Raw genomic sequence first — 11,550 nt, forward strand, 5'->3', positions numbered from 1 at the left:
GCCGCGCATGAGCGCCTCCACCACGACCACCGACCGGACCGCTGCACGGGAGCGCCTGGCCGAGCACCTCGACCGGCTCGACGGGAAGGCGCTGCTGATCGGCCTCGACGTCGACGGCACCCTCGTCGACCACGACGGGCGGATGACCCCCGAGATGCGGGACGCGCTGCGCGGCGCCGCGAGCACGCACACCGTCGTCATCGCCACCGGCCGCTCCCTCGGCGCGACCCTGCCGATCGTCGAGGCCGCCGGGATCACGCGCGGCTACGCGGTCTGCTCCAACGGCGCGGTCACCGTCGAGATGGACCCCGAGGTCGAGGGCGGGCACCGCATCGTCGACACCCGCTCCTTCCAGCCCGGCCACGCCCTGCGCACCCTGCGCGAGGTCGCCCCCGACGCGCACTACGCGGTCGAGACGGCCGACGGCGGCTTCCACTCGACCACCGGCTTCCAGGACGCGAGCTTCGGCGTCGAGGCGACCGAGACCGCGCTCGACGACCTGATGGAGCTCGAGGCGGTGCGCGTGGTCGTCCACGTCCCCGACCTCTCCCCGCAGGAGTTCTCGAAGGTCATCGCCGAGTCCGGGGTGCACGGCGTCGAATACTCGATCGGGTGGACCGCCTGGCTGGACATGGCCGCGCCCGGCATCTCCAAGGCCAGCGCCCTCGAGGTGATCCGCGACCGGCTCGGCATCGAGCGGCGCGCGACCGTCGCCGTCGGCGACGGCTTCAACGACACCGAGATGCTCACCTGGGCCGAGGTCGGGGTCGCGATGGGGCAGGCGCCGCAGGGTGTCAAGGACGTCGCGGACGTGGTCACCGAGTCGATCTACGAGGACGGGACAGTGCTGGTGCTGGAGCGCTTTCAGCGCTGACGACGACGGTACGCGCGGAGCCAGGCCTCGGAGTCCTTGACGGCCTGCTCGTTGGCGTGACGGATCGGGCGGGCCCACTTCGGGTAGACGGCGTCCGGGATCGGGATGAAGTCCAGCCGGCAGATGATCAGCGGGATGAAGAACAGGACGCCAATCGGTACGGCGATGAGCGCCAGGTAGGTGCCGATCACCGGCAGCACCACCGCGCCGAAGCACCAGCACAGCACCCCGAGCGCTGGAAACCCGATCAGCGACATGCGCTCCTCGAAGTCTGGATTCCCGCGGCCCCGGCCCATCCACCGCCGGGCCGCAGGGGAGCGTCCACGGCGCTGCCAGATGGCGAAGGCGAAGAGGGCCGCTCCCACGATGAAGGCGGCTGCGAAGAACAGCAGCCGGATGGTCACCTGGTCGTCCATGGGAAGCAGTCTCTCATCATGGGGAGTACTCCCCATGTCGCGGCGATGCCATATGAGGAACCATGTAACTGACAGGACAGGACACGGGGAGTCTCATGGGTTTCTATGGCATGGATACGGCGCAGGGTGAGTCCTTCGCCCAGCTGATCTCGGATCGACGAGGGGCGATCGAGGATCGTGCATCACAGATCGATGGAGTGATCTCCGGGATCGACTCGTTCTGGCGTGGTTCCGATGCGACGAGCTTCCGCGAAGACTGGCGACAGGTCAACATCACACAGATCGAGACCGCCGTCGATCGCCTGATGGAGCTGGCGCGGGAGATCGCCGAGCACGCACAGGAGCAGGACGTCGCCTCCGCCGAGGATGCGCTGGGGGCCATCGGGGAGAGGATTCGGGACCTCTTTCCGGGCAACGGGCCGCTCGAGAACCCCTTGCTCGCCTTCCTCGACCCCAGGAACTGGGCGACGGGTGCTTTCGGGGTCCTCAAGAGTTCCGGCAACCGCATGCTCGATGCCGCGGCGGACATCTTCGCCCACGGCGGTGAGGACGCGATCGTCCCGTGGCTGCGCAACGCGCACGGGCTGCGTGCCGCCGCCAAGTACCTGGGGCCGCTCGGGGATGTCCTGACCTTCGGATTCGCCGCGAACGACCGATGGAACGAGGACGCCGGTGATCCGAGTCTCAGCGACACCGAGCGCGGTGTCCGAGCAGGTCTGGACGGTGGCGTGAATCTCGCCGGCGCATTGGGCGGTGCTGCGGTGGGAGCGAAGGGCGGCGCGATCGCCGGTGCCGCGATCGGCTCCATCTTCCCTGGGGCAGGAACCGCGATCGGTGGCGTGGTCGGCGGCGCGGTCGGCGGCATCGTCGGCGGTATCGCGGGCGGGGGGCTCGCGGACGCGGCCATAGACTGGGTCTTGGGTTGACCTGCCTCCCTGTGATAATCACCCCATCGATCGAGGAAGTCGAACCGCATGCCGTCTGAACTCATCACCCACGATGTCAGGATCCCGGGCATCGAGGAGGCCAGCGTCTCCATCGGGGTGCCCGCGACCTGGGTGACCCGCGAGCTCGACGAGCCGCGGTCGTTTCTCGCGCACATGCCCTCCGAGGATGCGGGCCCATTCGGGGACAACCTCGTGGTCGGGATCGAGCGACTGGGCCCGGACGCTCCCGAGGATCTCGAGGAGCTGCAGGGCCTCTTCTACGCGCAGGCCTTCGCGAACGTGCCGGACTTCCACACGATCGATGACCGGCCCCTGGAGGTGGCCGGGGACGAAGGATGGCTGCGCGCCTCCCTGCAGACCGCACCCCCCGGGATCACCGCCGTGAACCGGCAGGTCTTCACACGGCGAGGAGACCTGCTCGTGACGATCTCGTTGACGACGATGGCGCTGCGTGATCGCGAGGTCGATGGCCTCTTCCAGAACATCCTGGATTCCTGCACCGTCGTGACGACCGAGGGGGACGCCTGATGTCCATCGCCTACGACCACGTCGCCGGCACCCTGCGGGGAGATGCCCGCGCCATCGAGGACCTGCGCTCCCGCCTGCAGGGCCTCCGTGATCCCTCGCAGCTCGCGGCCGCCATGCAGGAAGCTGGGGTCACGCCTCCCGTGGCTGGGGACGACCAGTTCCTGGATGCCGTGCGCGTCGCACTCGGGACTCCGATCTTCACCGTCGAGCTCACCGTGTCCGGTCCCGGAGGGGAGCAACGGCACGTCATCGATGCGGGGATCAACGCGGCAGCGGTGCGGTGGAGCATCGCACGCCCGGATCTCGCCGAGCTCTCTGCGTCGCCCTTCCCGCTGCTGCCCGGCGGGATGGCACGCCTCGTGCGATTCCGACCGGGTGACTTCCCGCTGCACCCGGACGCGTCGGTCGCTGTTCCGCGAGATGCGGTCGTCGCACTGGCCGCGGAGACGAAAAACGAGCGGATCGCGGCCTGGGAGACGGTCCGAGATCTGCTCGAGGGCCACATCGACGTCGAGCAGGCCGATGCATCCTGGCAGCTCGTCCGCTCGTACTGCCGGTGGGTCGCTGTCGACGGCGAGGCGGCTGAGGACATGTCCGTCCACCTTCGCGCCGGCGATCACTACTTCGTGCTGGTCGAGGCCGAGGATTCCCTGTCCCTGGTGCCGGTGCCGTCGGTGACCGCCTTCGAGACCATGGTGCGGGTGCTCCCCGGCAGCGACGAGGTCAAGGACCCGCGGAACTGAGCCCGCAGGGTCACCGGCGACTTCGTCGTCGGAACTCCCGCTTCCAGGCCGCCTCGACGCGACGGTTCCGCTCCCGCAGCGGGCGGGCCCAGCGGGGGTAGAAAAGGTCGGGGAGCGGGATGAAGTACATCATCGCCCACAGGAAGAAGACGAAGGACAGTGCGGCCAGCGGCAGTGTGACGAGGCCGAGGTAGATCCCTACCACCGGCAGCACGAAGGCAGCGAAGCACAGGCATATGACGCCGAACATCGGTGCGCCGAGCACAGCCCAGCGCTCGTCGCGCAGGCGTTCGCCGAACTCGCTGCCCATCCAGGCGCGAGCTCGCTCGGAGCGGCCGCGCCGGGCCCAGGCCGTGTAGGCGAGGCAGAAGACGCCGACGAGCGTGAGGCCCGCGGCGACGAGGAGTCGGGTCGTGAGCTGATCGCTCATGCGCTCCGGCGGCGGCGCCCCCGACGATGCCCGTCGGCCGACTCCTCGACCTCCAGGATCACCTTGCCCAGGTGGCCGCCGGTGCGAAGGATCTCGTGGGCGCGAGCGGCCTCGGCCAGCGGGAGCCGCTCGTGGACAGGGATCTGCAGCTCCCCGGAGGCCAGCAGCGGCCAGACCAGATAACGGGTCGCCTCGAGGATCGCGGCCTTGTTCTCCACAGGGCGCGAGCGCAGCGTCGAGCCGATCACGCGGGCGCGCTTGGCCATCAGCTGCCCGATCGGCAGCTCGCCGATCGCACCGCCGAGCGTCCCGATGATCACCAGGCGGCCGCCCTCGTTGAGCATCGCGACGTTGTCGGCCAGCGCCGAGCCGCCAACGACGTCCAGGATGACGTCCGCGCCGCCCGCCTCGCGCACCGCGGCGGGCAGGTCGATGATCCGGCGGTTCCACGCCTGGTCGGCGCCGAGCTGGGCGACGATCGGCAGGGCGTCGTCGCTGCCGACGGTGGTGAGCACCCGGGCGTCCATGCCCTTCGCGAGCTGGATGGCGACCGTGCCGATGCCGCCCGTGCCGCCGTGGACCAGGACCGTCTCGCCCTCGCGCATCCCCGCCTCGAGCACCAGGTTCGACACGACCGTCGCGGCGGCCTCGACCACCCCGGCCGCGTCGATCAGGCCCATGCCCTCCGGGGCCGGCAGCAGCTGCTCCTCGGGGACCGCGACGACCTCGGCGTAGCCGCCGCCGGCGAGCAGGGCGACGACCTCCTCGCCGGTGTCGCGGCGTCGGCCGGAGACCTCGAGGCCCGGCAGCTCGGAGGCGCCGGGCGGGGGCGGGTACTGGCCCGCGGCCTGCGCCAGATCGGCGCGGTTCACGCCTGCGGCGACGACGTCGACCAGCACCTCGCCGGGGCCGGGCGTGGGTTCGGGCAGCTCGGCGAGATCGAGCTCGCCCTCGCCGACGATGGTGATCGCGCGCATGGTCTTCTTCTCGGTCGTCGGGTTCGCCGTCATCGTCCCACCTCGACGACGGTGCGGCCGCGGACCTGCCCGGCCAGCACCTGCTGTGCAGCGGGGATCGCGTCGGCGAGGCCGATGGTGGTGGTCATCGAGTCCAGCAGGGCCAGGTCGAGCTCGCTCGCCAGCGCCGCCCAGGCCCGCTCGCGCAGCGGCAGCGGGCACTCGACGGAGTTGATGCCGGCGAGGGTGACGCCGCGCAGGATGAACGGCAGCACCGTCGTGGGCAGGTCCGGTCCCTGCGCGAGGCCGAAGGCGGCAACGGTGCCTCCCCATGCGGTCTGCGCGAGGACGTTCGCGAGGGTCGTCGAGCCGACTCCGTCGACCGCGGCGGCGAAGCGCTGCGACTGCAGGGGACGGCCCGGCTCCTCCGACAGCTCGCGGCGGTCCACGACCTCGGCGGCGCCGAGGGAGCGGAGGTACTCGCCGTGCTCCTCACCGCGGCCCGTCGAGGCGATCACGCGGTGGCCGCGACCGGCGAGCAGCGCGATCGCGACCGAGCCGGCGCCGCCGGAGGCGCCGGTGACCAGCACGTCCCCGTCGGCCGGGGTGAGCCCCGCGTCCTCGAGTCGCAGCACGGCCAGCATCGCGGTGAAGCCGGCGGTGCCGAGCGCGGCGGCGCGCTGCGGGGTGAGGGCCGCGGGCAGGTGGACGAGCGCGTCGGGCCGCACGCGGGCGCGGGTCGCGAAGCCGCCGTGGCGGGACTCGCCGATCCCGTCGCCGTTCAGGACGACGCCGTCGCCGGGGGAGAAGCGGGCATCGGCGGACTCCGTCACCGTGCCGACCAGGTCGATGCCCGGGATGAGCGGGTGGGTGCGGGCGATGCCCTTGCCGGCCAGGGCCATCGCGTCCTTGTAGTTCAGCGAGGAGAACTCCACGTCGAGCGCCACCTCGCCGGTCAGCAGGGACTCGTCGGCGTCCTCCAGCAGGCGCGGTGCCGCGCCCTCGGAGTCGATCAGGATCGCGCGCATTCGAGGCTCCTCACGGTCGGGCATCACGGTCGGCACCAGCGTATGCCCCCCGACCCCGATCCTGACCTCGACCCGGACCTCGACACCGATCCCGCCCTCGACGTCGACCCGTGGCCGTGATCACCGTGATCGGCGCGGCCTCCGCCGGGGTCTGGCTGCTGCTGGTGCGCCGCACCCAGACGCGCTGAGCGGTCGGGGCGCGGTCCGGCCGGACGGTAGACTTCCGCGGGTGCCTCCGGGCACCGGGAGGGTTGTCAGAGCGGCCGAATGAGATGGTCTTGAAAACCATTGTGCAGTGACCCTGTACCGCGGGTTCGAATCCCGCACCCTCCGCCGACCTGCGCTTCTAGTGTCCGTCGCAGGGGAAGAGTCGCGCGGGGGCGGGCGACGTCGTGGTGAAGGGGGAACGTGGCCGAGGTCAGGTATCGCGCGATGCGGGTCTGGTGGGTCCGGGCCGCGCTCGGCGTGGTCTTCGTGCCCGTCTCCCTCCTCGTGCTGGGCGGCGGCGTCATGCTGCTCACCGCGGAGTCCGTCGCCGGGGTGCTCGGGTTCCTGCTGTGCCTGTCCCTCGTGCTCTTCATCGGCCTGGTCTGGTTCGTGGGCACCAGGGTCCAGTTCCTCGTCGACGACAAGGGGCTCGCGATCGTCCACCACGTGCGCACCCATCGGATCCCGTGGGAGCAGGTCGCCGTGATCGAGCAGAGCAGCTCCTACTGGACCACGGGCGCCGCGGTCGTGGTGCTGCGCGAGCCCGCCGGCCGGCGCATCACCGCGCTCGCGACCACGGATCGCATGATGCTGTACCGCGGGGAGAACCCGTTCGACACCGTCCGAGCCGGGAATGCACCGCGCTGCCCCACCCTCGCCGCCATCGAGGCGCACCGCCGCTGGATCGCCGCAACGAACGCGCGGATGCAGGGTCGACAGGACCCGTGGGCCCTGCACTGACCTGCGCGCTCAGCGGTCCGTCGGCTCCACGCGGCGCTCGCCGGCGCGGACCGGGACGGGCAGGTGGTTGCCCTCCGGCGGGCGGGGGCAGGTCGCCGAGGTGCTGAAGGCCGAGGGGAAGTTCAGCGCCCGGTTCAGGTCCACCTTGATGCGGTCCCCGTCGATCCGCGCCTCCACCTGACGCCAGTCCGCGCTCTCCGTGCCGGAGGTCTCGTCGGTGAACATGAGGGTCGAGCGGCCGGTGATCACCAGCTCCACGTCCTGTCCGCCGACCGAGAGGCGCGCGACGCCGGGGGAGGGGATCTCCGAGGTGAGCCAGGGCAGGACCGAGCCGACCGTGACCTCAGTCGGGCGCGGGACGAAGGTGCCGGTCAGCACCGCGTCCGGGTCGTGGTCGAAGGTCGGCACGCCCTCGAAGGCGGTGCGGCGCGGGGCCGACGGGTCCAGCAGGCGCAGCCCGATCCGGTCGCCGCGGCGGATCACGTCGATCTGCACGTCCTCGCCGAAGCGGGCCAGGCGCACGTCGGCGGCCGCGCCGACGGTGACGCGGGTGTGCTCACCATGGTGCTCGACGAGCGCCTCGGGGGCGTCCGCCAGCAGCTCGAGCGCCTCGCCCTCCCACTCCGCCTCGAGCACGTCGCCCTCGCGCCGCCAGGTGCCGGGCACGCCCTCGATCTCGTGCGCCCCGTCGGCCGGGTCGATCCAGTGCAGTCCCACCTGGGAGAGGATCCCGTGCGGCTCGGCGAGGCCGCGGTCGCGACGGTCGCGGAAGGCGAGGAAGTCCTCGGGAGCGGATGCGGTCATGGGAGCCTCCTGCAGGTCTCGGACGGGACGCTCGCAGTCTGCTCCCTCGGACCCCGCACGTCGAGGGCCCGCGTCATGCGCGGTCATCCGCCGACGTCGTCGACCTCCGCGCGCGCCCATGCGGCGACCTCCCGAGCCAGGTCGCGGTCGAGCGCCGTGGGGGAGCGGCGCAGGAAGGTCGGCCGGCCGTGCAGCGCGCCGGGACCGTCCGGGCCGAGGTAGGAGCCGGGCGGGAGCGGCTGCGTCGCCGCGAGCAGCACCGGGGCCGCGCCCTCCTGCGCTGTCATCGCCAGCGGACGGGAGGCGGCGGTCACGAGGGCGTCCAACCGGTCGGAGCCGGTCGCGTTCTGCAGGTTGGTGAGCACCCAGCCGGGATGGACCAGCTGGAGGTCCACCGGGGAGCCCGTCGCGGTCAGCTGCTCGGCGAGGTCGAGCCCCCACAGCATCGTGACCAGCTTCGAGCGGCCGTAGGCGGCGCGCAGCGACCATCCGCCGCGGCGGAAGTGGGGATCGGCGCGGTCGACGCGACCGAAGGTGTGGGCGTGGGAGGCCACCACCACGACCCGGTCCCGCACCGAGGGGAGCAGCAGGTCCGTCAGCAGCAGCGGCGCGAGGGCGTTGACGCCGAGCATTCGCTCGAAGCCGTCGGCCGTCTCCTCCCGGCGGCGGGTGACCAGGCCCGCCACGTGGATCAGCTGGTCGATCCCGGTCCCGGCGGTCTCGCGGCCGATCGCCTCGGCGGCCGCGCGGACGGAAGAGAGGTCGTCGAGGTCCAGGTCGACCAGGCGCACCGCCCCGGGCCGCCCCGTCTCCGCCGTGACGCGGGAGCGGACGATCTCGCCCTTGTCCCGGCTGCGCACCGCGAGCACGAGATCGGCACCCCAGAGCGCCAGCTGCAGCGCGGCCTCGCGGCCCAGCCCGTCGCTCGCGCCGGTCATGACGAGGGTCCTGCCGCGCAGGTCCGGGGCGGGCAGGTGCTCCCAGCCCAGCGGAGTGCCGGAGCGTGCAGAACGGGACCGGATCACGGGGGCTCCTGAGGGGTGCGGCGGCAACGCGTGCTGCGGCGGACGCTAGCGGTGCGCCGCGGACGGGTCAACGACGTCGCATGAGAGGCGCCTCATCACCATCTGGGGCGTCTCTCATCGGGCCCGTGTTCTCTGTGGTCATCGAGAAGAGGACCCGGGCGACCGGGAAGACGAAGGAGTGATCACGATGCGTGTGAAGACGACGATCTGGACCGTGGCGGCCGGCACCACCGCGGCCGTGCTGATCCCGGGCGTGGCCTATGCGATGGTCGGCGGCGGCGACAGCGCCCCGCGCACGTCCGAGGACGCGGTCGTGCAGCCGGCCGACGGCGACGCGCAGGCCACCGCGGGCTCCGCCCCGTCGGCGCCGAGCCCGGCCGAGCCCGCCGTCGCGCTGCCGGCGACGGAGACGATGCAGAGCGCGGGGACCGCTGGTGGCGAGGTCAGCGCCGTGACGGCGGTGAGCGCGCCGACGGCGGTGAGTGCGGCCTCGGCGGCTCCCGCGCCTGCGAAGGCCGCTCCCGCTCCTGCGAAGGCCGGCGATGTGCAGTCGGCGCGGTCGGCGCCCACCGCGCAGTCCGCGCCCACGGCGCAGACCCCGCCCTCCGCCCCGTCGGCACCGTCCGCGCCGTCGGCTCCGAGCCCGGTCTCCGCGGACTCCCCGCAGTCGCCCGGCTCCCCGCACTGAGCCGGTCCTCCCTCCGCCGCGTAGCATGTGCGCCAAGCAGGAGCATCCGGCCGGATCGAGGAGATGACGACGATGGCGCAGTACACAGGTGTGGCAGTGAGCCCCGGACGGGTGATCGGCACCATCCGCACGATGGCCCCGCCGGTCGCCGAGCCCGCGGCGGACGCGACGCTCCCCGAGGGCGCCGATGCGCAGGCCGAGTCCGAGCGGATCCCCGCCGCGGCCGCCGCCGTGCAGGCCACCCTCGTCCGCCTCGCCGAGCGCGCGAACGGCGACGGGAAGAAGATCCTCGAGGCGACCGCGCAGATGGCCGCCGACCCCTCCCTCACACAGACCGCCCAGGGACTCGTCCTCTCCGGCGGGAAGACGCCCGAGCGGGCCGTGTGGGAGGCCGGCGACCAGGTCGCCTCCATGCTCGAGAACCTCGGCGGGTACATGGCCGAGCGCGCCACCGACGTGCGCGACGTCCGCGCCCGCATCGTCGCCGAGCTACGCGGCGAGCAGGCCCCCGGCATCCCCGAGGTCGACGAGCCGTTCGTGCTCACCGCCATCGACCTCGCCCCCGCCGACACCGCCACCCTCGACCCCGCGCGTGTGCTCGCCCTGGTCACCTCCGACGGCGGCCCCCAGTCGCACACCGCGATCCTCGCCCGCCAGCTGGGCCTGCCCGCGATCGTCGCCGCGAAGGGGATCCACGAGTTCTCCGACGGCACCGAGGTGTTCATCGACGCCGGCTTCGGCACCATCACCGACGAGGTCACCGAGGAGCACCAGCGCCTCTCCGAGGCGTGGGCCGAGCTTCAACGCAACCCCCTGACCTACGAGGGCGGGGGAGGGGTCCTCGCCGACGGGACCCGCGTGCAGCTGCTGGCCAACATCGGCGGCGCGAAGGACGCCGAGAAGGCGGCCGCCGCGCACGCCGACGGCGTGGGCCTCTTCCGCACCGAGTTCCTGTTCCTGGACCGCGAGGACGAGCCCGGCGTGGAGGAGCAGACCGCCGCGTACTCGGAGACCTTCGCGCACTTCCCGGGCAAGAAGGTCGTGGTGCGCACGATCGACGCGGGCGCCGACAAGCCCCTGCCCTTCCTCACCGACGCCGACGAGCCCAACCCCGCCCTCGGCGTGCGCGCCTATCGCACCTCCTGGGAGAAGCGCTCGGTGCTGACCAACCAGCTCGACGCGATCGCCGCCGCCGCGAAGAGCACCGAGGCGAAGCCCTGGGTGATGGCGCCGATGATCGCGACCGTCGACGAGACCGAGGACTTCGTGGGCCTGTGCCGCGAGCGCGGCCTCGAGCCGGCCGGGATCATGGTCGAGACCCCCTCGGCCGCGATCACCGCCGACCGCCACCTCGCCGAGTCCGACTTCGCCTCGATCGGCACCAACGACCTCACCCAGTACACGATGGCCGCCGATCGCCAGCTCGGCTCCCTCGCGCACCTGAACTCGCCCTGGCAGCCCGCCGTGCTCGCGCTGGTGAAGGCCACCTGCGACGGCGCCCGCACGGCCGGCGGCGACCCCGAGGCGTTCGGGGAGAGCGCGAACAAGCCCGTCGGCGTGTGCGGCGAGGCCGCGGGGGACCCCGGCCTCGCGGTGGTGCTCGTCGGCCTCGGCGTGAACTCGCTGTCGATGACCCCGCGCTCCCTGCCCGCGGTCGCGAAGGTGCTCTCGACCGTCCCCCTCGAGCAGGCCAAGGACCTCGCCGCGAAGGCGCTCGCGGCCCGCACCTCCGAGGACGCGGTGAGCCTGGTCCGCGCGAACCTGCCGATCCTGGGCGAGCTGGGGCTGTGAGGGGCTGAGCTCCGCCTCTCGGCGCTCCTGAACGAGGAAGGCGCCCCACCTGGTCGGTGGGGCGCCTTCCTCGTCGCGGGGGCTCTCGCTCACTCCTCGGCGTCGAGGTCCTTCTCGAGCAGGTCCGCGAGCGCGTTGACCGACTCCTCGGCCCCCTCGCCCTCGGCGCGGAGGGTCACCTCGTCGCCGTGACCGGCACCGAGGGTCATGAGCATCAGCATGCTCGAGGCCTGCACGGCGCTTCCGCCGGCCTTCTCGATGGTGACGGTGGCCGGCTGCTGCGCAGCGGCCTGGGCGAAGATGCCGGCGGGGCGGGCGTGGAGCCCGGAGGCGCTGGCGATCGTGACGGTGCGCTCTGCCATGGTGGATGCC

The 11,550-nt window shown here is 72.5% G+C and carries 14 protein-coding genes and 1 tRNA gene; 8 read left to right on the top strand and 7 right to left on the bottom strand.

Annotated elements, in window-relative coordinates:
- Positions 1-7 precede the first annotated feature (7 nt).
- The gene (locus tag A4A78_RS09250) at positions 8-874 is read left to right on the top strand and encodes an HAD family hydrolase (RefSeq protein ID WP_062948573.1); all 867 of its coding nucleotides are present in this window, start codon (positions 8-10) and stop codon (positions 872-874) included.
- On the opposite strand, the gene A4A78_RS09255 is transcribed toward A4A78_RS09250, so the two are convergent.
- A complete protein-coding gene (locus A4A78_RS09255; protein ID WP_062948575.1) occupies positions 865-1,290 on the bottom strand; it encodes a hypothetical protein in 426 nt (141 codons plus the stop codon). The two genes, A4A78_RS09250 and A4A78_RS09255, sit on opposite strands and share 10 nt — an antisense overlap.
- A 95-nt stretch (positions 1,291-1,385) precedes the next feature.
- On the opposite strand from A4A78_RS09255, the gene A4A78_RS09260 reads away from it, so the two are divergent.
- The 3 genes from A4A78_RS09260 to A4A78_RS09270 are packed head-to-tail and all read left to right on the top strand — an operon-like array spanning position 1,386 to position 3,508.
- Positions 1,386-2,216 (top strand): WXG100 family type VII secretion target, encoded by an 831-nt coding sequence (locus A4A78_RS09260; RefSeq protein ID WP_062948577.1) that lies wholly within the window; start codon positions 1,386-1,388, stop codon positions 2,214-2,216.
- Between the two features lie 48 nt (positions 2,217-2,264).
- Positions 2,265-2,765: a hypothetical protein gene (locus A4A78_RS09265; RefSeq protein ID WP_062948579.1), complete on the top strand. Its 501-nt coding sequence runs from the start codon at positions 2,265-2,267 to the stop codon at positions 2,763-2,765.
- Positions 2,765-3,508, top strand: a complete 744-nt coding sequence (locus A4A78_RS09270; protein WP_062948581.1) for a hypothetical protein — start codon at positions 2,765-2,767, stop codon at positions 3,506-3,508. Before A4A78_RS09265 ends, A4A78_RS09270 begins: the two co-directional genes overlap by 1 nt.
- A gap of 10 nt (positions 3,509-3,518) precedes the next feature.
- Here A4A78_RS09270 and A4A78_RS09275 read toward each other — a convergent pair whose 3' ends face one another.
- Genes A4A78_RS09275 through A4A78_RS09285 form a run of 3 tightly spaced genes read right to left on the bottom strand, consistent with a single transcriptional unit; the run spans position 3,519 to position 5,922 of the window.
- Entirely contained in the window at positions 3,519-3,938 is a 420-nt protein-coding gene (locus A4A78_RS09275; protein ID WP_062948583.1) for a hypothetical protein, read from the bottom strand.
- Positions 3,935-4,915, bottom strand: a complete 981-nt coding sequence (locus A4A78_RS09280) for an NAD(P)H-quinone oxidoreductase (RefSeq protein WP_062949796.1) — start codon at positions 4,913-4,915, stop codon at positions 3,935-3,937. Before A4A78_RS09280 ends, A4A78_RS09275 begins: the two co-directional genes overlap by 4 nt.
- 29 nt (positions 4,916-4,944) lie before the next feature.
- Positions 4,945-5,922 carry an MDR family oxidoreductase gene (locus tag A4A78_RS09285; RefSeq protein WP_062948585.1) on the bottom strand — a complete coding sequence of 326 codons (978 nt, stop codon included), beginning with the start codon at positions 5,920-5,922 and terminating at the stop codon, positions 4,945-4,947.
- 245 nt (positions 5,923-6,167) lie between these two features.
- Here A4A78_RS09285 and A4A78_RS09290 point away from each other — a divergent pair.
- Positions 6,168-6,255 (top strand) — tRNA-Ser (locus tag A4A78_RS09290).
- Positions 6,256-6,330: 75 nt separating this feature from the next.
- Entirely contained in the window at positions 6,331-6,870 is a 540-nt protein-coding gene (locus A4A78_RS09295; protein WP_062948586.1) for a hypothetical protein, read from the top strand.
- A gap of 9 nt (positions 6,871-6,879) precedes the next feature.
- Here the strand turns inward: A4A78_RS09295 and A4A78_RS09300 are convergent, their stop codons facing one another.
- Positions 6,880-7,674, bottom strand: a complete 795-nt coding sequence (locus A4A78_RS09300; RefSeq protein ID WP_062948588.1) for a DUF1684 domain-containing protein — start codon at positions 7,672-7,674, stop codon at positions 6,880-6,882.
- An 83-nt stretch (positions 7,675-7,757) separates the two neighbouring features.
- On the bottom strand, positions 7,758-8,699 hold the full coding sequence (locus A4A78_RS09305) for an SDR family NAD(P)-dependent oxidoreductase (RefSeq protein WP_062948590.1): 942 nt from the start codon (positions 8,697-8,699) through the stop codon (positions 7,758-7,760).
- Positions 8,700-8,886: 187 nt separating this feature from the next.
- Between A4A78_RS09305 and A4A78_RS17790 the strand changes: the two genes are divergently transcribed.
- A complete protein-coding gene (locus tag A4A78_RS17790; RefSeq protein WP_062948592.1) occupies positions 8,887-9,387 on the top strand; it encodes a hypothetical protein in 501 nt (166 codons plus the stop codon).
- Positions 9,388-9,459: 72 nt separating this feature from the next.
- Entirely contained in the window at positions 9,460-11,178 is a 1,719-nt protein-coding gene (gene ptsP / locus A4A78_RS09315) for a phosphoenolpyruvate--protein phosphotransferase (RefSeq protein ID WP_062949798.1), read from the top strand.
- Between the two features lie 89 nt (positions 11,179-11,267).
- Here the strand turns inward: ptsP and A4A78_RS09320 are convergent, their stop codons facing one another.
- Positions 11,268-11,540, bottom strand: coding sequence for an HPr family phosphocarrier protein (locus A4A78_RS09320; RefSeq protein WP_010550035.1), 273 nt, complete (start codon positions 11,538-11,540; stop codon positions 11,268-11,270).
- Between the last annotated feature and the right edge of the window lie 10 nt (positions 11,541-11,550).

Origin of the sequence: Brachybacterium sp. sponge (assembly GCF_001613775.1) — a bacterium.
In the GTDB taxonomy this organism is placed as follows: Bacteria; Actinomycetota; Actinomycetes; order Actinomycetales; family Dermabacteraceae; genus Brachybacterium; species Brachybacterium conglomeratum.

Excerpts from the sequence above, each read along its gene's own strand:
- A4A78_RS09250 (WP_062948573.1), top strand. The coding sequence starts at position 8 with ATGAGCGCCTCCACCACGACCACCGACCGGACCGCTGCACGGGAGCGC.
- A4A78_RS09255 (WP_062948575.1), bottom strand. The coding sequence starts at position 1,290 with ATGGACGACCAGGTGACCATCCGGCTGCTGTTCTTCGCAGCCGCCTTC.
- A4A78_RS09260 (WP_062948577.1), top strand. The coding sequence starts at position 1,386 with ATGGGTTTCTATGGCATGGATACGGCGCAGGGTGAGTCCTTCGCCCAG.
- A4A78_RS09265 (WP_062948579.1), top strand. The coding sequence starts at position 2,265 with ATGCCGTCTGAACTCATCACCCACGATGTCAGGATCCCGGGCATCGAG.
- A4A78_RS09270 (WP_062948581.1), top strand. The coding sequence starts at position 2,765 with ATGTCCATCGCCTACGACCACGTCGCCGGCACCCTGCGGGGAGATGCC.
- A4A78_RS09275 (WP_062948583.1), bottom strand. The coding sequence starts at position 3,938 with ATGAGCGATCAGCTCACGACCCGACTCCTCGTCGCCGCGGGCCTCACG.
- A4A78_RS09280 (WP_062949796.1), bottom strand. The coding sequence starts at position 4,915 with ATGCGCGCGATCACCATCGTCGGCGAGGGCGAGCTCGATCTCGCCGAG.
- A4A78_RS09285 (WP_062948585.1), bottom strand. The coding sequence starts at position 5,922 with ATGCGCGCGATCCTGATCGACTCCGAGGGCGCGGCACCGCGCCTGCTG.
- A4A78_RS09300 (WP_062948588.1), bottom strand. The coding sequence starts at position 7,674 with ATGACCGCATCCGCTCCCGAGGACTTCCTCGCCTTCCGCGACCGTCGC.
- A4A78_RS17790 (WP_062948592.1), top strand. The coding sequence starts at position 8,887 with ATGCGTGTGAAGACGACGATCTGGACCGTGGCGGCCGGCACCACCGCG.
- ptsP (WP_062949798.1), top strand. The coding sequence starts at position 9,460 with ATGGCGCAGTACACAGGTGTGGCAGTGAGCCCCGGACGGGTGATCGGC.
- A4A78_RS09320 (WP_010550035.1), bottom strand. The coding sequence starts at position 11,540 with ATGGCAGAGCGCACCGTCACGATCGCCAGCGCCTCCGGGCTCCACGCC.